The 19,098-nt window shown below is 71.3% G+C and carries 18 protein-coding genes and 1 pseudogene; 9 read left to right on the top strand and 10 right to left on the bottom strand.

Annotated features, from left to right (window positions below):
- Nucleotides 1-17: 17 nt before the first annotated feature.
- Nucleotides 18-1,325, bottom strand: coding sequence for a radical SAM protein (locus Aut01nite_RS18305; RefSeq protein WP_043523270.1), 1,308 nt, complete (start codon nucleotides 1,323-1,325; stop codon nucleotides 18-20).
- A gap of 318 nt (nucleotides 1,326-1,643) precedes the next feature.
- Between Aut01nite_RS18305 and Aut01nite_RS18300 the strand changes: the two genes are divergently transcribed.
- Nucleotides 1,644-2,042 (top strand): TipAS antibiotic-recognition domain-containing protein, encoded by a 399-nt coding sequence (locus Aut01nite_RS18300; RefSeq protein ID WP_043523268.1) that lies wholly within the window; start codon nucleotides 1,644-1,646, stop codon nucleotides 2,040-2,042.
- A gap of 47 nt (nucleotides 2,043-2,089) precedes the next feature.
- On the opposite strand, the gene Aut01nite_RS18295 is transcribed toward Aut01nite_RS18300, so the two are convergent.
- From Aut01nite_RS18295 to Aut01nite_RS18285, 3 genes are read right to left on the bottom strand one after another with little or no spacing between them, the layout of a single operon-like run.
- Nucleotides 2,090-2,890: an alpha/beta fold hydrolase gene (locus tag Aut01nite_RS18295; RefSeq protein WP_043523267.1), complete on the bottom strand. Its 801-nt coding sequence runs from the start codon at nucleotides 2,888-2,890 to the stop codon at nucleotides 2,090-2,092.
- A gap of 38 nt (nucleotides 2,891-2,928) precedes the next feature.
- Entirely contained in the window at nucleotides 2,929-3,858 is a 930-nt protein-coding gene (locus Aut01nite_RS18290; protein WP_052163322.1) for a serine hydrolase, read from the bottom strand.
- Nucleotides 3,770-4,753 (bottom strand): LysR family transcriptional regulator, encoded by a 984-nt coding sequence (locus tag Aut01nite_RS18285; RefSeq protein ID WP_083998557.1) that lies wholly within the window; start codon nucleotides 4,751-4,753, stop codon nucleotides 3,770-3,772. The genes Aut01nite_RS18290 and Aut01nite_RS18285 overlap by 89 nt, the downstream gene beginning before the upstream one ends.
- A gap of 81 nt (nucleotides 4,754-4,834) precedes the next feature.
- Here Aut01nite_RS18285 and Aut01nite_RS18280 point away from each other — a divergent pair, with 81 nt between their 5' ends.
- Together Aut01nite_RS18280 and pip are read left to right on the top strand one after the other, a co-directional pair.
- Complete coding sequence (locus Aut01nite_RS18280; RefSeq protein WP_236642565.1) at nucleotides 4,835-6,013, top strand: MFS transporter; 1,179 nt, start codon at nucleotides 4,835-4,837, stop codon at nucleotides 6,011-6,013.
- Nucleotides 6,014-6,291: 278 nt separating this feature from the next.
- Nucleotides 6,292-7,257, top strand: coding sequence for a prolyl aminopeptidase (gene pip, locus Aut01nite_RS18275; RefSeq protein WP_043523265.1), 966 nt, complete (start codon nucleotides 6,292-6,294; stop codon nucleotides 7,255-7,257).
- Nucleotides 7,258-7,263: 6 nt separating this feature from the next.
- Here pip and Aut01nite_RS18270 read toward each other — a convergent pair whose 3' ends face one another.
- Nucleotides 7,264-7,419 carry a hypothetical protein gene (locus tag Aut01nite_RS18270; protein ID WP_201775455.1) on the bottom strand — a complete coding sequence of 52 codons (156 nt, stop codon included), beginning with the start codon at nucleotides 7,417-7,419 and terminating at the stop codon, nucleotides 7,264-7,266.
- Nucleotides 7,365-7,796, bottom strand: a pseudogene (locus Aut01nite_RS44335) (serine hydrolase domain-containing protein); the annotation flags it as partial. The gene Aut01nite_RS18270 and the pseudogene Aut01nite_RS44335, both read right to left, overlap by 55 nt.
- Before the next feature lie 59 nt (nucleotides 7,797-7,855).
- Between Aut01nite_RS44335 and Aut01nite_RS18260 the strand changes: the two are divergent.
- A complete protein-coding gene (locus Aut01nite_RS18260) occupies nucleotides 7,856-8,137 on the top strand; it encodes a hypothetical protein (RefSeq protein WP_052163320.1) in 282 nt (93 codons plus the stop codon).
- Here the strand turns inward: Aut01nite_RS18260 and Aut01nite_RS18255 are convergent.
- The gene (locus Aut01nite_RS18255) at nucleotides 8,127-8,630 is read right to left on the bottom strand and encodes a hypothetical protein (protein WP_052163319.1); all 504 of its coding nucleotides are present in this window, start codon (nucleotides 8,628-8,630) and stop codon (nucleotides 8,127-8,129) included. The genes Aut01nite_RS18260 and Aut01nite_RS18255 overlap by 11 nt on opposite strands.
- A gap of 311 nt (nucleotides 8,631-8,941) precedes the next feature.
- Here Aut01nite_RS18255 and Aut01nite_RS18250 point away from each other — a divergent pair, with 311 nt between their 5' ends.
- The gene (locus Aut01nite_RS18250) at nucleotides 8,942-9,232 is read left to right on the top strand and encodes a hypothetical protein (RefSeq protein WP_043523264.1); all 291 of its coding nucleotides are present in this window, start codon (nucleotides 8,942-8,944) and stop codon (nucleotides 9,230-9,232) included.
- On the opposite strand, the gene Aut01nite_RS18245 is transcribed toward Aut01nite_RS18250, so the two are convergent.
- Entirely contained in the window at nucleotides 9,139-11,376 is a 2,238-nt protein-coding gene (locus tag Aut01nite_RS18245) for an MGH1-like glycoside hydrolase domain-containing protein (protein ID WP_307837516.1), read from the bottom strand. The two genes, Aut01nite_RS18250 and Aut01nite_RS18245, sit on opposite strands and share 94 nt — an antisense overlap.
- A gap of 136 nt (nucleotides 11,377-11,512) precedes the next feature.
- On the opposite strand from Aut01nite_RS18245, the gene Aut01nite_RS18240 reads away from it, so the two are divergent.
- The gene (locus Aut01nite_RS18240) at nucleotides 11,513-12,625 is read left to right on the top strand and encodes a zinc-binding dehydrogenase (RefSeq protein ID WP_043523262.1); all 1,113 of its coding nucleotides are present in this window, start codon (nucleotides 11,513-11,515) and stop codon (nucleotides 12,623-12,625) included.
- A 6-nt stretch (nucleotides 12,626-12,631) separates the two neighbouring features.
- A complete protein-coding gene (locus tag Aut01nite_RS18235) occupies nucleotides 12,632-15,616 on the top strand; it encodes a WD40 repeat domain-containing serine/threonine-protein kinase (protein WP_052163318.1) in 2,985 nt (994 codons plus the stop codon).
- Nucleotides 15,617-15,619: 3 nt separating this feature from the next.
- Here Aut01nite_RS18235 and Aut01nite_RS18230 read toward each other — a convergent pair whose 3' ends face one another.
- Nucleotides 15,620-16,822: a globin domain-containing protein gene (locus Aut01nite_RS18230; RefSeq protein WP_043523261.1), complete on the bottom strand. Its 1,203-nt coding sequence runs from the start codon at nucleotides 16,820-16,822 to the stop codon at nucleotides 15,620-15,622.
- A 147-nt stretch (nucleotides 16,823-16,969) separates the two neighbouring features.
- Here Aut01nite_RS18230 and Aut01nite_RS18225 point away from each other — a divergent pair, with 147 nt between their 5' ends.
- Nucleotides 16,970-17,188, top strand: a complete 219-nt coding sequence (locus tag Aut01nite_RS18225) for a hypothetical protein (protein WP_043523260.1) — start codon at nucleotides 16,970-16,972, stop codon at nucleotides 17,186-17,188.
- Nucleotides 17,189-17,197: 9 nt separating this feature from the next.
- A complete protein-coding gene (locus Aut01nite_RS18220) occupies nucleotides 17,198-18,304 on the top strand; it encodes a MalY/PatB family protein (RefSeq protein ID WP_043523258.1) in 1,107 nt (368 codons plus the stop codon).
- A gap of 4 nt (nucleotides 18,305-18,308) precedes the next feature.
- On the opposite strand, the gene Aut01nite_RS18215 is transcribed toward Aut01nite_RS18220, so the two are convergent.
- On the bottom strand, nucleotides 18,309-19,034 hold the full coding sequence (locus Aut01nite_RS18215; RefSeq protein ID WP_043523371.1) for an SDR family oxidoreductase: 726 nt from the start codon (nucleotides 19,032-19,034) through the stop codon (nucleotides 18,309-18,311).
- Between the last annotated feature and the right edge of the window lie 64 nt (nucleotides 19,035-19,098).

The raw sequence follows: 19,098 nt of genomic DNA, 5'->3' as shown, positions 1-19,098 counted from the left end.
CGGCCGGGACGCCTCGATCAGTCCTCGGCCGGAAGCGTGTCCATGAACGAGCTCACCGAGAAGACGGCGTTACCGGCACCGGGCGGACCGTAGCCGGGCGGGCTGGTCAGCCCGTTCGCCTCCATGGTCGCGCGGTACGCCTCGAGCAGCCGGATGTGGTACTCCAGCGGGGCGCCGTCCGGGTTCATCTTGCCCAGCGGGGTGGTCGGCTCCGGACACCAGGTGGTGAACCGCGGCGTGATCCCTCGGGACATGAAATATTGCAGGCCCTCGGTGGTCGACGCGATCGCCTCGTCGACCGTCTTGAACCCGAACGGTGCGGCCATCTCGATACCGGCGACGAAGTTCGGGATCACGTTCCGCGGGCCGAACACCTCGGCCGAGTCGAGAATGCGGCGGTGCCATTCCTCGCGGCCGACATAGCGTTCCTTGCCCGGGCAGTAACGCTCGAACAGATACTTGTCCCACACCTCGTAGTTGGGGTGGTAGATGCGGATCCCGTAATCGTAGAACCGCTGCACGTCCTCTTTCGGAAGCGCCTGCGCCACGACCTTGCCGATCCACCGGCCCGGGAACCGCTCCTCGATCGCCTGTGCGTACCGCCCGTAGAAGTCGGCCTCGGCCAGACCCTCGACCTTGCTGGTGACACTGCCACCGGTCAGCGTGTAGGCGTGCGACGTCTTCGCGGTGTCGTACTTGTCGACGATCGCGAGCGCTTCCAGCACCTCGTCGACCGGCTTCACACCCGTGTAGGGGCGGCCGGCCGCCTTGTGCTGACGCCAGTTGTGGTTGATGTCGCAGTACTGGCATTCTTCCTTGGCGCCGAAATACTGGCAGACCCGGAAGACCGTCAGATAGACGAGATAGCCCCACTGAATGGTGGGCGCGACCTCCATCACCGACTTGCCGTTCTCGAGCGTGTGCCGGTAATAGTCCGGCATCGGCGGCAGCCCGACGTCACCGATCGGCCGGTCGTCCAGGAACAGCTGGAGCTGCCCGTTCTCCCCCGGCTTCACCCGGTACGGCGACGAGGGATTGACCCGCACCGAAACGACGGTGCGCCGCAGACCGTACGGCCCGCCGGTGAGCACGATCTCCTCCGGCGGACGCCGCAGCGCCGCCTCACCGAGCTCCGGCAACGTCCGGTGATCGAACGAGAAGATGAAGTACGACTTCGGCTTCACATCACCGTTCTCGTTGTCGGTGAGCGCCGAATCATCGAACGCCAGCCCGCCCCGCAGCAGGTCTTCCTTGATCACCGCCTCACGCGGGATGTGCGGGAACCGTCCCATCAGATCTTCGATGAGATCCGTGCGCCTTTGCATGCTGCGTCCTCCCCGACGGACCGTAGCACGCCCGGGTCCTTACACCTCGAACCAGCCAGCCGTGTCAATCATCACCGAACCCCAGGTCAAAACCGGTTTCCGGTACGCCGTTCGCCGCACCCACCCGCAACCACCCCCGTCCCTGCTCCCCCGGCCGACGCAGCAGCGGCACCGGGCCGACCGGCGGGCTGCGGGCTGCGATCCCCACTCACCGTCACCCCGGAAAATCCGTTTGCCCGCCCCGCCTCCACGTGCGACGGTTCGCTGCCGCCGGACTCCACCGAGGCCGGCGGTTTCACCGTTGTCTAACGACAGGGCATGACACCGCACATGAGCATCACCACGATCGACCGGGACGACGCCGTCCGCTGCCGCCGGGCGCTGACCGAGGAGCAGACCGCGAGTCTCGCCGCGACCGACGGCTGGTCCCACGTCGACAAGGACCAGGTCCACCGGGACTGGCACGACCTGTACCTCGAGATCGCGGCCGCCATCACCGCCGGCGCGCAGCCGGACGACGAGGCGGTGCAGGAGCTGATCGGCCGGCACTACGCGATCGCGAGCCGGTTCTACGCCCCGAGCCGGGACGCCTACCTGGGCATGGCCCTGCTGTACGGCGAGGACGACAAGATGCGCGAGTGGCACGACTCCTACCACCCGCGAATGGTGGAGTTCCTCGGCACGGCGATGCTGCGGTACGCGAACACTCGCCTCTGACCCCGGTCACCCCCGCCCGCGGCTGGCTGCTTCCCGGCTGATCCCGGTCAGGGTGACTCGGCGGCGACCCGGTCGAGCCAGTCGTGCATCAGGGCGTTGAAAAGGCCCGGCTGGTCGATCTGCAGGTTGTGCCCGGCGACGTCGAGGACCGCGAAGGTGGCCCGTGGGTAGTGCGGGAGCAGCCGGAACTGGTCGGCGTAACCGACGACCTGGTCCTGGCGGCCGGTGAGGATCAGCGCCGGCCGGGTGAACGGATCGCCGTCCTCCGGCGCTCGGCTCAGCTCCCAGCGCTGCTCGACCCGGCTCAGCGCCGGGGTGTCGGCCAGATCCAGCCCGGCCATGATCTCGTCCCGGAAGCGGCGGGCCGCCGCGGGACTCTGCACGACCGCCATCTCCACGAACGCGGTGGCGGTCCGTGCGTCCAGCTCGGCCACCCCCTCGGGATCGGGGCGCAGCACCTGCTTGGCGGGCAGGGTCCGTTTCGACCGGTCCGCCTCGGTCCCGATCGGGCAGATCAGCGCCAGCCCGAGCACCTGCCCGGGGCGGTCCCGGGCGACCGCCCGGCTCAGATAGCCGCCGTAGGACTCCCCGGCCAACAGGAACGGCTCGTCGCCGACCGTCTCCGCGATGAAGTCGTGCACCGCTGCCAGCAGGTCGTCGGAACCGGCGCCGGCGGGTGGGGCCGGGGACCCACCCATGCCCGGCAGGTCGGGGTAGATCCGCCGATAGCCCGGCCGGGAAGCGAACAACGGCTCCAGGCACCCGGTCATCAGCCGGTGATCGGCCGTCCACCCGTGCAGGGCGACCACCGCGACACCGGCCCCGTGCTCAGCGAAGTTCAACGTCATCGGCGAATACTCCCACCCACCCGTGACATTTTCGGCGATCAGTATCTCAGGTGCTGGCGGGTCAGTTTCGCGATCTTCTCGACCAGGTTCATGCCGGCCTGCTGGTTGGAGTTGTTGTGGGAGAGGACCGCCACCGACACGTCGACCCTGCCGTCCTTCGAGGTGATCCGGCCGATCGTGTTGACCGCCCACAGGCCGCCGTCGGCCGACCGGGTGTCCCAGCCGTTCTTGACGATGCTGGTCTCGCCGGTCCTGGCGAGCACCGGCACACCCCAGTCCTGCGCCTTGTCCACGGTGTTCATCAGGGTGAAGGCCGTCTTGCGGGAGCTCGCGTTCAGCGGCCCCTTCGGGTTGACCAGCGACTCCAGCAGGACGATCTGGTCCGCGGCGGTCGTCCTGGTCAAGCCCCAGCTGCTGTTGACGACGGTCTGTGTCATGCCCATGCGCTTGTTGCACTTGGTGATGGCCGACTTGCCGCCGAGCCGCTGGTACAGCGACGTGGTCGCGTTGTTGTCGCTGAGCCGGATCATCGGCTTGGCCAGCGTCATCTCGGCGGAGGTCGGCTGGCGGCCGGCGTCCTGGGCTTTCAGCAGCATGCAGGCGAGGATCTGGGTCTTGACGATGCTGGCGGTGTCGAACTTGACGGTGCCTCGCCACGCGTACCGCTGACCGGTCTTCCGGTCGTAGACCGCGACCGAGAAGTCCGGCGTGCTCCCGCCGAGGGTCTTCAGCGCGGCGTCCAGCGCCTTGACCTGTTTCGCCCGGTTGGCAGCGGCGCGCTGAGCGGCGGTGGGCCCGGTCGGCGTCGGTTTGACCGACACGCGGGGCGCCGCGGACTGCGGGAGCGGGCCGCCGGTCACCGACGCCGTAGCCGGCTCGTCACTGCTCATACCGGCCACGATCAGGGCTCCTCCGCCGAGCAGCCCGATCACCGCCACGGCGAGGATCCAGACCCGGAACGACTTCATGGGCGCCCACTTTAGCGAGAAACTCGGCGGTCAGGGCCACCAGTGCCCGCGCCGCCGCGCCGGGCGGCCGGTCGGCGCTCACCGCGAGGGACAGCGGCCATCGCAGGTCGGCGCCGGTGACCGGCATCGTCGCGACCCCTTCGACACCCGTGAGGAGGAATCTCGGGAGAAGAGCGACACCCAGCCCATGTCGTACGTACTCCGCGCTCGTTCCGATGTCGGTCAACTCGATCGTGACGTGCCTCCGGACCCCGGCCGCCGCGAACGCCCGGTCCGCGACGTCCCGGTTGCCGTATCCGGCCGGCAGGTCGATGAACCCCAGCTCCGCCAGGTCCTCGATGGCGACCGCGTCACGCCCGGCGAGCGGATGGCCGAGCGGAACCGCCAGGTCCATGATCGAGCTGGCCAGCCCGGTCAGGTGCACCCCGGCCGGCCGTGGCCCGGGCACCGAGACGAACGCCAGGTCGAGGCGGTGTTCGAGCAGCATCTCGAGGAGTCCGCCGGATCCTTTCGGCGACACGACGGTCTGGATGCGCACGCCGGGGTGCCGCCGGTGGTACTCGCCGAGCAGCGCCGGCAGGTCGATCACCCGGATCGAGGTGAGGGTGCCGATCCGCAGGGTGCCGCGCAGGCCGCCGCTGACCTCGGCGACCGCGTCCCGGGCGTCGCGGGCCGCGTCGAGGGCGATCCGGGCACGTGGCAGCAGCGCCTCGCCGGCGCCGGTGAGGCGGACCCGTTTGGCGTTGCGGTCGAGCAGCGGGGTGCCGAGCTCGCGTTCCAGGGTCTTGATCGCGGCGGACACCGCGGACTGGACCACGTGCAGGCGGGTCGCCGCCCGGGTGAAGTGCTGTTCCTCGGCGACGGCGACGAAGTATTCGAGCTGGCGCAGTTCCACCGCTCAATCATCAACGATCGCGATCGGGTCGAGCGAGAATTCTCGTTGGCGGTGATGATCGAGTCGGCGCACAGTCGGCGCATGGAACTTCTCAAGGCGCGTACGGGCTTCTGGGCGGTCGCGGCGGCGTTCCTGGTCGCGATGGCGTTCTCCACCGTGCCCGCGCCGCTCTACCCGCTCTACGGTTTCTCCACGTTCACGGTCACGGTGGTGTTCGCGGCCTACGCGGTCGGTGTCGTCGCCAGCCTGGTGCTGGCCGGGCACGTCTCCGACCGGCTCGGGCGCAGGCGGGTCCTCATCCCGGCGCTGGCTCTGGAAGCGGTCGCCGCGGTGCTGTTCCTGACCGGGACGTCCCTGCCGGTGCTGCTGGCCGCCCGGTTCGTCACCGGACTGGGCGTCGGCATGATCACCGCGACCGCCACCGCGTACCTGCACGAACTGCATGCGGCGCACCGGCCGGGCGCCTCCGGCACCCGCTTCGAGATCGTCTCCACGGCGGCGAACATCGGCGGGCTCGGGGTGGGCACGCTGGCCGCGGGTCTGCTGGCCCAGTTCGTCACTTCACCCTTGCGTACGCCGTACCTCTTCTTCCTGGTCCTCCTGCTGGCCGGGATCGCGGCAGTCGCCGTCAGCCCGGAGACCGTGCGCACCGCGGGCGCCTACCGTTACCGTCCGCAGCGGGTGACCACCGGCCGCGGCCCCGGCTATCTGGCCGCCGCCACCGGCACGTTCGCCGCGTTCTCGGTGTTCGGCTTCTTCGCCTCGGTCGCTCCCGGTTTCGTCGCCGGCACCCTGCACCACTCGTCGCGCCTGCTCGCCGGCGTGATCGTCTTCGCGGTCTTCGGCGGCTCGGCGGCCGCGCAGACGCTGACCACGCACCTGACCGCCCGCGCCAAGACCGCCGTCGGCCTGGCCGCCCAGGCCGCCGGGGTGCTCACCCTGGTCACCGGCATGCACCTGGCGAGCCTGCCGGTCTTCCTCACCGGCGGCGTGCTGGCCGGCGTCGGCGCGGGGGTGCTCTTCAAGGCCTCCATCGGTACGGTCGTCGCATTCGCCGCCCCCGCCGAACGCGGCGCCGCCCTCGCCGGGATCTTCCTGATCGGTTACGCCGCCCTGGCCGTCTCCGCCCTCGCGATCGGCGTCGCCACCCAGGTCGCCGGCGTCGTCACCGTGATGACCTGGTTCGCCGCCGCGCTGTTCACCCTGCTCACCGCGGTCGCCACCCTGTCCCGCCGCGCCCGGACCACCATCCTCCTCTGACCCGCGGCCGCGTTTGCGTCCGGCGACCTGCGGCATCGGCCCGTCCGGCTGGGCGTGAGTGCTGTCTCAACGGGGTTGAGGCAGCACTCACGCCCAGCCCGGGACAACCGCCACGGGCGGCCGCGCCCCAGTCCAGCGGCATCACCATGAAGACTCTGAAGATCGGTACGCTGCAGCCGAGCCGGCAGGGCGTCGTCGCCTGGTGATCGTTCGCCGGGGCTTGTCCGGTGGATCGACCAGGGCTGCGGCATGGCTCGGACAAACCCTAAGGTCGATGCGTGACCGAGGAGCTCCGGACGCTGTACCCGCCGATCGAGCCGTTCGCGACCCGCTTCCTGGAGGTCGGCGGCGGCCACCGGCTGTACGTGGAGGAGGCCGGCGATCCGGACGGCATCCCGGTGGTGTTCCTGCACGGCGGGCCGGGTGGTGGGCTGGCCCCGTTCACCCGGCGGTTCTTCGACCCGGCGCGCTATCGGATCGTCCTGTTCGATCAGCGCGGGTCGGGGCGGAGCACCCCGGCCGGTTCGCTGCACGACAACACCACCTGGCATCTCGTCGATGACATCGAGGTGATCCGGGAGGCGCTGGGGATTGCGGCGTGGCTGGTGTTCGGCGGGTCGTGGGGGTCGACGCTGGCCCTCGCGTACGCCGAGACCCACCCGGACCGGGTGACCGGCCTCGTGCTGCGCGGCGTCTTCCTGGTCCGCGCCGCCGAACGGCGCTGGGTCTACCAGGACGGGCTCGACCGCATCCAGCCGGAGGAGTGGGCGAGATTCGTCGCGCCCATTCCGGAGCCCGAGCGCGACGACATCCTCGCGGCGTACCACCGGCGGCTCACCGGCGCCGACCTGGACGAGGCCCGGCGCTGCGCGGACGCCTGGATGCGGTGGGAGGCGATCATCTCGTCCCTGGTGCCGAACCCGGACATCCTGGCGACCCTGACCGCGGACGACGCGGTGCTGGAGAGCAGCCGGATCCTCGCGCACTACGCGGTCAACGGCGGCTTCTTCGAACCGGAGACCCGGTTGCTCGACGACGTCGACCGGATCCGGCATCTGCCGTGTGTGATCGTTCAAGGGCGGTACGACCTGTGCTGTCCCCCGGTGACCGCGCACGACCTGGCCCGGCTCTGGCCGGAGGCGGATCTCCGGATCGTCGGGGACGCCGGGCACTCCTCCCTGGAGCCCGGCATCACCCACGAGCTGATCACCGCCACGGACGGGTTCGCGGCGAAACTGTCCTGACCCGGGTCAGCTCGCCATCGCCGTCCGGTAGAGCGACGACGGCGCGGCGTCGATCGGGTGCTCCGCGCCGCCCGGGCGGTTCCACCGCACCAGGTTCATCGCCACGCTCAGCTGCCGCCTGCCGTCCCCGGTGGCAAGCACCATCGTCTGCGCGCCCCACACCGTGCCGTCGTGGCCCCAGAGCGTTCCGATCTCCGGGAGGTCGAAGCGGTGCAGGCCGAGACCGTAGCTGCAGCTCGGGCCGGCTGAACCACCGGAAGCGGTTGTCGTCCAGGCTGGCGGCCGATCCGGCGGCCGGGAACGCCTGGAGTGAGGGGAACCGCGTAGGGCAGGTAGTCGGGAAGGCCGCTGGTGTGGTTGAGCAGCATCCGCACCGTGATCCGCCGACCGCGCTCCCCGGGCACGAGGTGTGGCAGGTAACGGCCGACCGGCGCGTCCAGGTCGATCCGGCCTCGCTCCACCTGCCGCAGGACCGCGGCCGCGGTGAAGGTCTTGGTGATGCTGCCGACGCGGTGCCGCATGTCCGGCCTGACCGGGCGGCCGGCTCACCGCCCACGGCCGCCTCGGCCCCGCGGCCGCGCGGATGGTGGAAGGCGTCGTGGGCGGCGCCATCGAGCACGGGTGCACGCCGGAGCAGGGCGTTCACATCTTCCGGAGCATCTGGTACTACACCGTCGGCGAGATCCTCGTCCGCGCCCACTCCAAGCAACCGGCCGCTGACACCTTCTTCAGCCGCCTCGACACCACCCGGACACCGCATCTGGCCGGCATCGGCAACCGATGGCCGGATCTCGCCGCCCGCGACACCTATCCCGACGGGCTGCGCGCACTCGTGGACGGCCTGCTGTCCCGAGCCGCGGGGAGTGACATCAGCGGGTGACGTCCGCCGCCCATCCGTCGGTCCAGCGGTGCCGGTCCAGGCCCACGGCGGCGAACTCGTCGAAGGCGTCTCCCCGGTCGACGCCCAGCCATCGCAGCAGCGCGTTGACCGCCATGTCGTCGCGACCGACGATCTCGTAATGGTCCTCGGCCTCGCCGGTCGCGTTCGCGGTGAACACCGGCCCCCACGCCACGGCCCCGGCCCGCCAGGCGACGGCCGCGTGGAAGCCGGTCCCGGCGAAGAACTCGACATGGGCGTAGGCCACGTCACCGTGCACCGACCGCTGCCGCGCCCACTCCGCGATCCCGGCGGTCAGGTCGTAGAAGCCGTCGACGGCCTCGGTCTCGTCCGCATCGCCCAGGATCGCGGCGACGATCTCATCGGTCAGCGGCACCAGCGCCCACTCGCCGTCCGCCCCGAGTGGAACAGCCGGTACGCCGACGCCGTCCCGGTCCGCCGTCCGCATCAGCAGGATCTCCAGTTTTCCAGCCATACCCCGAAGGCTATCGATCATGGCCGGCTCCGCGGCCGGGAGACAGGCGTCCCGGGTGTTCCGGCTCATCTGCGCGGGATGAAGAGAGCGGCGGCCACGGGTGCCAACGTGCGAAGCCGGCGACGCTGGAGGACGCCCGATGACCGGCCACCGCGCAAGGATCCTGTCGACCGTCGTCGCGCTCGTCGTGCTCGCCGGATGCAGCGGGCCGAACGATCCGCCGCACAGCGCCGCGATCTCGTCGGCGGCCACCCCGGCGGAGGTCGTCGACCGGGCGCTGCAGGACGTCGAACGGTTCTGGGCCGCGACGCGTGGTCGATCAACCACTCGACTACCTCGACGACGGGGCGCAGAAGCCGGTCCGGATCTGGAACCGGACCGGCCGGCGGCCGCTGTTCGCCGCGGGCAACTCCAACGGCGACGTCGACATGCTCACCTTCACCCGGCATCCCGGCAAACCGTGCCTGCGCCTGCTCGTCAAGCACGACGACGCGATCCGGGAGTTCGACTACGTCGCCGGGTCCGAGCAGGCGCTGAAGGAGGCGGAGAGCCAGGGCTGGACGGTCGCCGGCATCCGCGACGACTGGCTGACCGTCTTCTGAGCACCGGCTCCCCGTACCCCTAGTCGGTCTTCCGCACCGACGCCTTGCGGAAGATCCCGGACATCCCGTTGTCGATCAGGTCCTGGCCGGTCAGCCCGGCGAACAGGTTCGGGAAGACCGCGACCAGCCCGGTCCATCCGGTCTGGTGCGCCGCTCCGATGCCGGCTCCGTTGTCGCCGTGGAAGTACTCGGAGAACAGCATCAGCTCCCGCCAGTGCTCGCGGGCGAACGTCTCGTTGCCGCCGTAGCAGGGCCGGTGCCCCCGCTCGTCGGGCAGGAAGATGCCGGTGAGCCGGCCGGAGATCTCCCGGGCCACCTCGAAGAGCGTCATCTGCCGGCCGGAACCGGTCGGGCATTCCACGGTGAAGTCGTCGCCGTAGCCCACGTACAGGTTGAGCAGGGCCCGGATCATCAGGGCGTTGACCGGGAACCAGATCGGGCCACGCCAGTTCGAGTTGCCGCCGAACATCCCGTTCTCGGACTCGGCGGGCTGATACGAGACGCTGTACCGCTGGTCGCCGACGTAGAACCCACGCGGTCCCGTCGGCCTGGTCCAGGTGCCCGCCGGTGGGCAGTGGCGCGCTGCGGTCGAAGACGCCGATGTTGTCCAGGCCGAGGAAGCCGCCCTGGAAGACGTTGCGCCCGTCCATGTCCTTGCGGTTGACCCACCAGGTGAAGTTCTTCGACAGCTTGTGGAACACCCGCTCCAGGAAGTCGAGGTCGCCCGTGCCGGTGCGGGCCTTCTCCAGTTCGTAGACCAGGTAGGCGGCCCAGGCGTGCACGGGCGGGTTGACGTCGCTGAAGTTCCATTCGTACGCCGGGATCTGCCCGTTCGGGTGCAGGTACCGGCGGGTCAGCAGCAGCTCCAGCTGGCTCTTGGCGAACGCCACGTCGACCAGGCTCAACGCGGCCGCGTGGTAGGCCAGGTCCCAGGCCGCGAACCAGGGGTACTCCCATTTGTCCGGCATCGAGATGATGTCGTGGGCGTCCAGGTGGAACCACTCGCCGTTGCGGATGCCGGGCGCGTTCAACGGGTTCCGGCCGTGCTCGCGCAGCCAGCGTTCCACGTCGTACCCGAAGTACTGCTTGCTCCACAGCATCCCGGCCAGAGCCTGCCGGGCCACCTGACGTTCCGGTTCGCTCAGGGCCGGGGCGAACAGCGCGCCGTAGAACTCGTCCGCCTCGGCGCGGCGTGCCGCCACGATCTCGTCGACGGCCTCGTCGGTCACGGTCGACGGCTGGTCACCGAGCCTCGTCCGGACGACGGAGGTCCCGCCGGCCGGCACCGTCAGGGTGACCACCGCGGCGGCCTTGGTGCCGGTCCCGTCGGCGTTGACCGCCTCCTTCTCCCCGTCGATCAGGTAGCGCCCGAACGCGTCCTTGCGCCCGTCCGCGTTCTCGGTGAACAGCAGCTGGTGCTCACCGAGACAGGTCCACCAGCGGGTGCCGAGCCCGGCGTGCTCGGCCTCGACCACCGATCCGCCGGTGGTCCGCAGCCGGGCCTGCTCGCCGGTGGCGCGGAACCAGACCGTGGGCAGCAGATGCACGGTGGCTTCCTCGGGTCCACGGTTGTGCACGCTGATCCGGGTGAGGATCTCCTCCGGGCCGGCCTTGGCGTATTCGATCTCCACGTCGAAGTACCGGTCCTCGGCGAAGATCCCGGTGTCGACCAGCTCGTACTCGAACTCCCCGAAACCGCGTGCCCGGTTGGTGGCGACGAGATCGTTGTACGGGAACTCCCGCTGCGGATACTTGTAGACCATCCGCATGTACGAGTGGGTCGGCGTCCCGTCGACGTAATACCAGTACTCCTTGACGTCCTCGCCGTGGTTGCCCTCGGTGTTGGTCAGCCCGAAGAACCGTTCCTTGAGGATCGGGTCCCGGCCGTTCCACATCGCCACGGCCAGGCAGAGCCGCTGCCGGTCGTCGCTGAACCCGGCGATGCCGTCCTCACCCCACCGGTACGCCCGGGAGCGCGCCTGGTCGTGGCTCAGGTAGTCCCACGCGTCCCCGCCCTCGCTGTAGTCCTCCCGGACCGTGCCCCACTGCCGTTCGCTCAGATAAGGTCCCCAGCGCCGCCAGTCCACGGCGGCGGTGTCGGCGTCCCGCAGGCGCCTCTGCTCGGCGTTCTCGCTTGCGCTCATGCCGTCAGGTTGTGCAGACGCGGGCCGATAGGCGTCCTCCCGCAGGGATGAAACCCGGCGCCGGGGGTTCTCCGCATCGGGGTATGACAGTTCCGGGACGTTGACGGGGGCGGTCCGTCCTCACGAGACTCTCCCTATGAGGGCCGTGGTCGTGCAGGACGGGGAACTGTCGGTCGCCGAGGTGCCGTTGCCGGTGCCGGGGCCGGGGCAGATCAGGCTGCGCGTGACGCGGGCCGGGATCTGCGGGTCGGATCTGCACGTCCGGGTGCATGCCGACGCGAGCGCGGACGTGGCCGCCGAGGTGGGCTATCCGGATTTCATGCGACCGAAGCACCGGGTCGTGATGGGTCACGAGTTCACCGGCGTGGTGGACGAGTACGGACCGGACACCCGGCGCCGCTGGCGGAAGGGGCAGGCGATCGTCGCGCTGCCGCTGATCCGGCACGGCGACGACGTGCACATGATCGGGCTGTCCGAGCACGCGCCGGGCGCCTACGCGGAGTACATGCTGGTCGCCGAGGACGCCGCGATGCCGGTGCCGGCCGGTGTGCCGGCCGATCTGGCGGCGCTCACCGAGCCGCTCGCCGTCGCCCTGCACGCGGTTCACCGCGGCGCGGTGACCAGGCGGGACACCGCGGTGGTGATCGGTTGCGGTCCGATCGGGCTCGCGGTGATCCTGATGCTGAAAGCCCTGGGGGTACGCCGGGTCGTCGCCACCGACCTCGTCGAGGGCCGCCGCGAGCTGGCCCGCCGGTGCGGGGCGGACGTGGTCACCGGCGAGCCGTGGGCGGGGCTGACCAAGCCGATCACCGAGATCTACGGCACCGGCCTGGACGCCCTGCACCGGCTCCGTCAGGTTCCGGGTCTGCCCTGGTGGCAGGCGGTACGCGCGGCCCGGCGGTTCAGCGGCGGCCCGGTCGTCTTCGAGTGTGTCGGCGTGCCGGGCGTGATCGAGGACATCGTCACGCACGCCCCGATCCGCTCCCGGGTCGTGGTAGTCGGCGTCTGCATGGAGCCGGACACGTTCCGCCCGACGATGGCGAGCAACAAGGAGATCGATCTGCGGTTCGCGTTCTGTTACGACCCGGCGGAGTTCCACGAGACCCTGCAGATGATCGCCCGGCGCAGGATCGATCCACGCCCGTTGCTGACCGGCGTCGTCACGCTGGAGCAGCTCGGCGATGCGTTCGACCGGCTCCGCAAGCCGGGCAAGCACGCGAAGATCCTTGTGGATCCGGGAAACGGGTAACGGAGCGTGCCCGTCACCCCGCTGCTCGCGAGTGACCCGGATCAGATCGCCGATCACGTCCTGACCGGTCGTCTCGGCAGCGGCGGCATGGGCACCGTCTACCTCGCCCTCGACCCCGAGGGCCGCCAGGTCGCGATCAAGGTGGTCCGCCCCGATCCGAAGTTCCTGGCCCGGTTCCGCAGCGAGGTCAAACGGGCCCGGCAGGTCCCGCCGTTCTGCACGGCCGCCGTCCTGCACGACGATCTCGAGCACGATCCGCCGTACCTGGTCGTCGAATACGTCGACGGCCCGAGCCTGGCCGAGGTGGTCCGGGACCGTGGCCACCTCACCCCGTCCGAGGCGTACGCCATCGCCGTCGGTGTCGCCACCGCCCTGGTCGCCATCCACGGCGCCGGTGTCGTGCACCGCGACCTGAAACCGGCGAACGTGCTGCTCTCCGTCGGCCTGCCCAAGGTGATCGACTTCGGCATCGCTCGCGGCGCCGACCTGAGCGCCGAGCTCACCGGCCCGGACCAGGTCGTCGGCACCCTCGCCTACCTGGCGCCGGAGTGCCTGGACACCGGATCCCGTGACCGGGTCGGCCCACCCGCCGACGTGTTCGCCTGGGGTGTCCTGGTCGGGTACGCGGCGACCGGCCGCACCCCGTTCGCCGCCGACACACCGCTGGCGACGATCGGCCGGATCCTCACCCAGCCACCCGACCTGGCCGGCCTGCCCGAACCGTTGCGCGGGCTGGCCGCGTCGGCGCTGGAGAAGGACCCGGACCGCCGGCCGCAGGCGTCCGCGCTGCTGGACGCCCTGCTGTCGGCGGGCCGCCCGGACGTCACCCCCGAACTGCACCGGGCCGCCCTGGCCGCGCAGGCCAGCCGCCGCCCGGCCCGCCGCTGGATCGGCTGGGCCACGGCCGCCGCCCTGGTCGCGAGCCTGTTCGCGGGCACCGCGATCGCGCTGGCCCGCGCCGGTGACCGGGTCGAACGGCAGGACCGGGCCCTCGTTCAGCGGGATCTGCTGGACCGGTCGGCGCAGATGCTCGACACCGATCCGGGTCTGGCGCTGCGGCTGGCGGTGAGCGCCCAGACGATCGAGGAGTCGGCGCGCAGCCGGGCGGCGACGGACGCGGCGCTGGCCACCGGATACGAGGCGCAACTCAGCCCGGACGAAGCCGTCTACACCGCCGAGTTCCGGCCGGACGGCGGCATGGTCGCGACGGCCGGGGCGGGCGACGTCGGGTTGTGGTCGGTGGCGGGCAGCCGGTTCACCCGGGCCGGTTCGCTGGACATGGGCGGCGAGGAGACCACCGATCTGTCGTTCAGCCCGGACGGGCGGACCATCGCGACGGCCGGGGCGCGGCTGCAGCTGTGGGACACCTTCGGCGCCTATCCTCTGGCCGAGCTGTCCGGGCAGGCCTGGGACGCGGTGCAGTTCGGCCACGACGGCTCCCGGCTGCTGACCGTCTCCGACCGGATCGAGCTGTGGGACGTCCGCGATCGCCGACAGCCGCGATCGGTGTGGAGCGCCCCGGGCGGGACGGTGACCCGGGGCGGCGCGCGGCTCAGCCCGGACGGGCGCCTCCTGGCCGGGGTGGCCGAGGGCGAGCTGCTGACGGTCTGGTCGGTGACCGGCCCACCCCGGAAGGCGTCGGTGATCACCGACGCCGACGCGGTGATCAACCTGGCCTTCAGCCCGGACGGCAGACGGCTCGCGACGGCCACGGTCAGTGACGGGGTGCGGCTCTACGATCTGGCGGACCCGGCGAAACCGCGGCTGCTGTCGACGTTCGCGGGCGGCGAGGGCACGACGACACGGGTGGCGTTCGACCGGACCGGGACGCTGCTGGCGGCCGGCGGCGAACAGCGGACGGTGGGCCTGTGGAGCCTCGCCGACGTGGGCGATCCGCTGCTGCTGCGCACGCTGCGCCGCGACGGCGGCTGGATCTCCTCACTGGATTTCACCCCGGACGGCAACCGGCTGCTCACCGCGGGCTGGCAGGGCGCGGCCCGGTCGGCGGCGCTGTGGCGGGTCACCCCGTTCACGCCGGTGCGGCGGGCCCGCCTCGACGCCCCGCCGGATCCGGCGCGCCTGGTCGGCGTCTCGCCCACGGACGTGCTGGCGATCGCCGCCGGCGGCCGGACCGAATTCTGGGATCTGCGTGATGCGGGCCGTCCGGCGGCGGCACGGCAGGCGGTGGCCGGGGCTTCCGGGGCTTCGCGGGTACGGGTGAGCGGCACCCTCCTCCTCGCCGCCGGAACCCTCTACGACGTCGGCGGGAACCCCCGCAGGCTGCTCGGCGACGTCATCGACATCGATCCGGCCCGGGGCCTGGCCGCCGTCCTCGACCAGGGCTCGCGGGTGCTCGTCTACCGGATCGCCGCCACCCCGGAACTGCTCGCCGAGATCCCCGCCGACTATCTGGCCGCCGCCGTCTTCGACCAGGTCACCGGCGATCTGGTGATCGCCGGTGACAACGGCGGCGCGAACCCCTCGCTGACCGTGTGGCGGCTGGCCGACCCGACCGGCCCGGTCACCGCCGCGATGCTCGCCGCCCAGGGCGGCACCCGGGCCCTGGACGCCCGCGGCGGGACGGTCGTCGCCGTGGACCGCGACATCGTCACCTGGAACGGCCGGGACGTGCGGTCGGTGCAGCGCCGCGGCCGGACCGTGATCGGGTCGGGCGCGGTCAGCCTGGCCGCCGACGCCTCGCTGCTGGCGGTCGCCGGGTTCTCCGGAACCGAACTGTGGAGCCTCTCCCCGGAAGCCGATCCGCTGCTGGTGACGGTGCTGCCGGGCCGGCCGTCGTCGGTGGCGTTCAGCCCGCGCGGGCCGCTGCTCGCCGTCGCCGACTCCGGCGGCACCACCGTCTGGGACGTCAGCGCGCTGCAGATGACACTGCGCGACCCCCTGGCGGAGGGTTGCGTGCGGCAGGGTGGCCTCACCGAGGCCGAGTGGGCGGCGTACGCCCCGACCCTGGCGTACGAGACCGCCTGCCGCTGATCCTCACTCGGTGTCGGCGTGCCACAGGTCGGGGCCGAACACCTCGTACTGGATGTCGGCCGGGGCGACGCCACGCTCGATGAGGGCGCCCCGGACGGACTGGAGGAACGGCAGCGGCCCGCACAGGTAGTAGACGGCGTCGGCGGGCAGGCCGGCCTGGGCCAGGTTCATCGTGCCCGGGAACGCGCCGGTGACCGGCAGATCGGTGGCGGTGTCCCGCTCGTACCAGACGAACAGCCGGGACTCGGGCAGCCGGGCCAGGTCGCCGGCGATCTGCCGGCGCAGCGCGAACGACTTCTCCTCGGCGTCGGCGTGCAGGACCGTCACGTTCAGGCTCGACCCGGCGGCGACCAGGTGCGACAGCATCCCGGCCATCGGGGTGACGCCGATCCCGGCACTGGCGAACACGACCGGGCGGCCGGAGTCGTCGAGGACCACGTCGCCGTACGGCACGCTCATGGTCAGTTCGTCGCCGACCTTGATCTCGTCGTGCAGCAGGTTCGAGACCTCGCCGTCCGGCCGGCCGCCGCCGCGCACCCGTTTGACCGCGAAGTAGCGATGCTCGCCGTCGTCGGCCCGGGTCAGGCTGTACTGCCGCGGCTGCCGGACGCCGTCGGGCATCGGCCCGAGCACGCTCACGTACTGCCCCGGCAGCGACGTCTTGACCAGCCGGTCGTCGATGCGGCGCATCACGAACGTGACCACGTCGTCGGTCTCCGGGATCTTCTCGGCGACCCGCCACTGCCGCCACACCCGCTCGGCGGTGACGCCACGGGCGCTGTAGAGGCCCCGTTCCTGGTGGATCAGCGCGTACGCCATCAGCCAGTAGACCTCGTCCCAGGCGGCCGCGACCTCAGGCGTGACCGCGTCGCCGAGGACGTCACCGATGGCCCACATCAGGTGGTCGCGGACGATCCGGTACTGGTCCGGTTTGATGCCGAGCGAGGTGTGCTTGTGCGCGATCCGGGTCAGCAGCCGGTCCGGTGTGTGGCCCCGCAGCAGGGCGCTCGCGAACACGGCGACCGAGCCGGCCAGGGCTTTCGGCTGGGAGCCCTCCGCCTGATTGCCCCGGTTGAACATGGCGTCCTGGAACTCCGGGTGCGCGGCGAACATGTGCGGGTAGAACCGGCCGGCGATCTCCTCGATGTGCTCGCCGATCACCGGCAGAGTGGCCTCGACGACGCTTCGTGCACCAGGCGACAACACGGCAGAACCTCCAGCGGGCATCCGGCAGACCAGATCGACCACCCGACGATAGGAGTCCGGGTCATATCCCGCCGCCCCATTCACGGGCCTTCCGAAAACGAAGCTCATGGGGTACCGGTCTACCTTCGGCGGCTGGTTGAATTCGTCATGATCATTGCGAGGCTGGTTCCGCGCAGCGCCGCGGGGTGGACGATCGCCGTGTTCGGGGCGATGGCGGCGCTGGTCGGTGTGGTGGGGCCGGTGTCGCCGGCGGTTGTGCAGGCCGGTGTGGCTCCGGCCGGGTTCCTCGGGGTCGCCGCCTGGGAGGCCGCCGGCGCGGTCGCCACCGCCATCGGCCTCATCGTCGACCGTCGATCTCAGGGTTAGCCTGGTGGGATGCTGGACGACATCGACGTTCCCGAACTGTCCGCACGGTCCGGAGTGAAGTGGGCCCGGGCCACCGCCGCCGGCGCGATCCCGGCGTGGATCGCCGACATGGACTTCCCGGTGGCCGAGCCGATCCTCGCCGCCATCCGGGACGCCGACCACGGCTATCCGGCGTGGGAGGAGGATCCCCGGGCCAACCCGCTGATCGACGTCTACGTCGACCGGACGGAGGCGCTGCACGGGCATCGGCCGGATCCGGGGTCGGTCCGGTTCTTCACCGAGACGATCCAGGCGCTGCAGGTGATCCTGCACGTGGCCACCGAGCCCGGTGACGCGGTGGCCATGCACACGCCCAGCTATCCACCGTTCCTGAAGACCGTGGAACGGATGGGCCGCCGCCTGGTGCCGATCCCGATGATCGACACCGGCGGCGGCTGGGCGTTCGACGTGGACCGGCACGCCCTGGCCGGATGCCGGGCGCTGATCCTGGTGAATCCGCAGAACCCGACCGGCCGGGTCTTCACCCGCGACGAGCTGACCGCGCTCGCCGGCCTGGCCGAACGGCACGACCTGCTGGTGATCGCCGACGAGGTGCACTCCGAACTGGTCTACGAGCCGCACCGGCACCTGCCGTTCGCGCCGTTCGCTCCGGGCCGCACGGTCACCCTGGCCACCGCCAGCAAGGCGTTCAACCTGGCCGGGCTGCGCTGCGCGATCGCCGACGTGGCGGCGCCCCGGGTCCGTAAGGCCCTGGACGCGCTGCCGGACCGGATGCTCGGCCAGCCGGGCACGCCGGGGATCGTCGCCACGCTCGCCGCATGGGAGCACGGCGGCCCGTGGCTGGCCGAGGTGCGGACCCTCCTCGAACGCAACCGCCGTCTGGTCGCCGAAGGGCTCGGCCGGCACCACTCCCCCGAGGCGACCTATCTGGCCTGGCTGGACCTGCGGTCGCTGGGCGGGGACCCGGCCGGGCGGATCCTCGCCGAGTCCGGGGTGATGCTCAGTCCCGGACCGCAGTTCGGGCCCGGCGGCGCCGGTTACGCACGGCTCAACTTCGCGACGTCGCGGCCGGTGCTGGACGAGATCCTGGGGCGGCTGGCCCCGTACGCCGCCTGAGCTGTCACCACGGGATCGGCCCGGCGTCCTCGAAGTAGCCGCCGGTCGGCCCGCCGGCCGGCAGGGTGGCGAGCCGGATCGCGATCGCCGCGCCCTGTTCCGGGGTGCGGTGACCGCGGTGCCCGTTCAGGTCGGTGGCGGTGAACCCCGGGCATCCCAGGTTGATCAGGATGCCGGCGTCCCGCAGCGCCTTCGCGTACTGGATCGTGATGGCGTTGAGGAACGTCTTCGACGGCGCGTACGCCATCGACAGCGGCCCGGTCTCCCCACCGTCCTCGCTCTGCCGGGTCAGCGAGCCGACACCGCTGGACATGTTGACGATCCGTGGCGCTGCCGAGCGGCGCAGCAACGGCAGCAGGGCGTCGGTGACGCGGACGACGCCGATCACGTTGGTCTCCACGACCGTACGGATCTCGGCGAGGTCCGTCTCGGTGGGCGCCTGCTTCCAGCCTCCGGTGACGGCCGCGTTGTTGACCAGCACGTCGAGGCGCCCGAACCGCTCCTCGATCAGGGCGGCGGCTGCGGTCACGCTCGCGTCGTCGGTCACGTCGAGCGGCACCCCGAACGCGTCCACCCCGCCGGCCCGCAGTTTGCCGACCGCCGCCTCGCGCCGCTGCTCGTCGCGGGCGCCGATGCCGACGGTCCAGCCCAGCGCGCCCAGGCCGGCCGCGATCTCGTACCCGATCCCCTTGTTGGCGCCGGTGACCAGCGCGATCGTGTTCTCACTCATGGCACCGATCCTGGCCGGGGCGGCCGGTGGGACCAACACCGTCTGCGCGCGCATCGATACCGCA

Origin of the sequence: Actinoplanes utahensis (assembly GCF_016862455.1) — a bacterium.
In the GTDB taxonomy this organism is placed as follows: Bacteria; Actinomycetota; Actinomycetes; order Mycobacteriales; family Micromonosporaceae; genus Actinoplanes; species Actinoplanes utahensis.
Note: the sequence above shows the minus strand (reverse complement) of the source record. Positions and strands in the feature narration are given on the sequence as shown.

Coding starts and splice junctions, on each gene's coding strand:
- Aut01nite_RS18305 (WP_043523270.1), bottom strand. CDS start 1,325: ATGCAAAGGCGCACGGATCTCATCGAAGATCTGATGGGACGGTTCCCG.
- Aut01nite_RS18300 (WP_043523268.1), top strand. CDS start 1,644: ATGACACCGCACATGAGCATCACCACGATCGACCGGGACGACGCCGTC.
- Aut01nite_RS18295 (WP_043523267.1), bottom strand. CDS start 2,890: ATGACGTTGAACTTCGCTGAGCACGGGGCCGGTGTCGCGGTGGTCGCC.
- Aut01nite_RS18290 (WP_052163322.1), bottom strand. CDS start 3,858: ATGAAGTCGTTCCGGGTCTGGATCCTCGCCGTGGCGGTGATCGGGCTG.
- Aut01nite_RS18280 (WP_236642565.1), top strand. CDS start 4,835: ATGGAACTTCTCAAGGCGCGTACGGGCTTCTGGGCGGTCGCGGCGGCG.
- Aut01nite_RS18255 (WP_052163319.1), bottom strand. CDS start 8,630: ATGGCTGGAAAACTGGAGATCCTGCTGATGCGGACGGCGGACCGGGAC.
- Aut01nite_RS18245 (WP_307837516.1), bottom strand. CDS start 11,376: ATGAGCGCAAGCGAGAACGCCGAGCAGAGGCGCCTGCGGGACGCCGAC.
- Aut01nite_RS18240 (WP_043523262.1), top strand. CDS start 11,513: ATGAGGGCCGTGGTCGTGCAGGACGGGGAACTGTCGGTCGCCGAGGTG.
- Aut01nite_RS18225 (WP_043523260.1), top strand. CDS start 16,970: ATGATCATTGCGAGGCTGGTTCCGCGCAGCGCCGCGGGGTGGACGATC.
- Aut01nite_RS18220 (WP_043523258.1), top strand. CDS start 17,198: ATGCTGGACGACATCGACGTTCCCGAACTGTCCGCACGGTCCGGAGTG.
- Aut01nite_RS18215 (WP_043523371.1), bottom strand. CDS start 19,034: ATGAGTGAGAACACGATCGCGCTGGTCACCGGCGCCAACAAGGGGATC.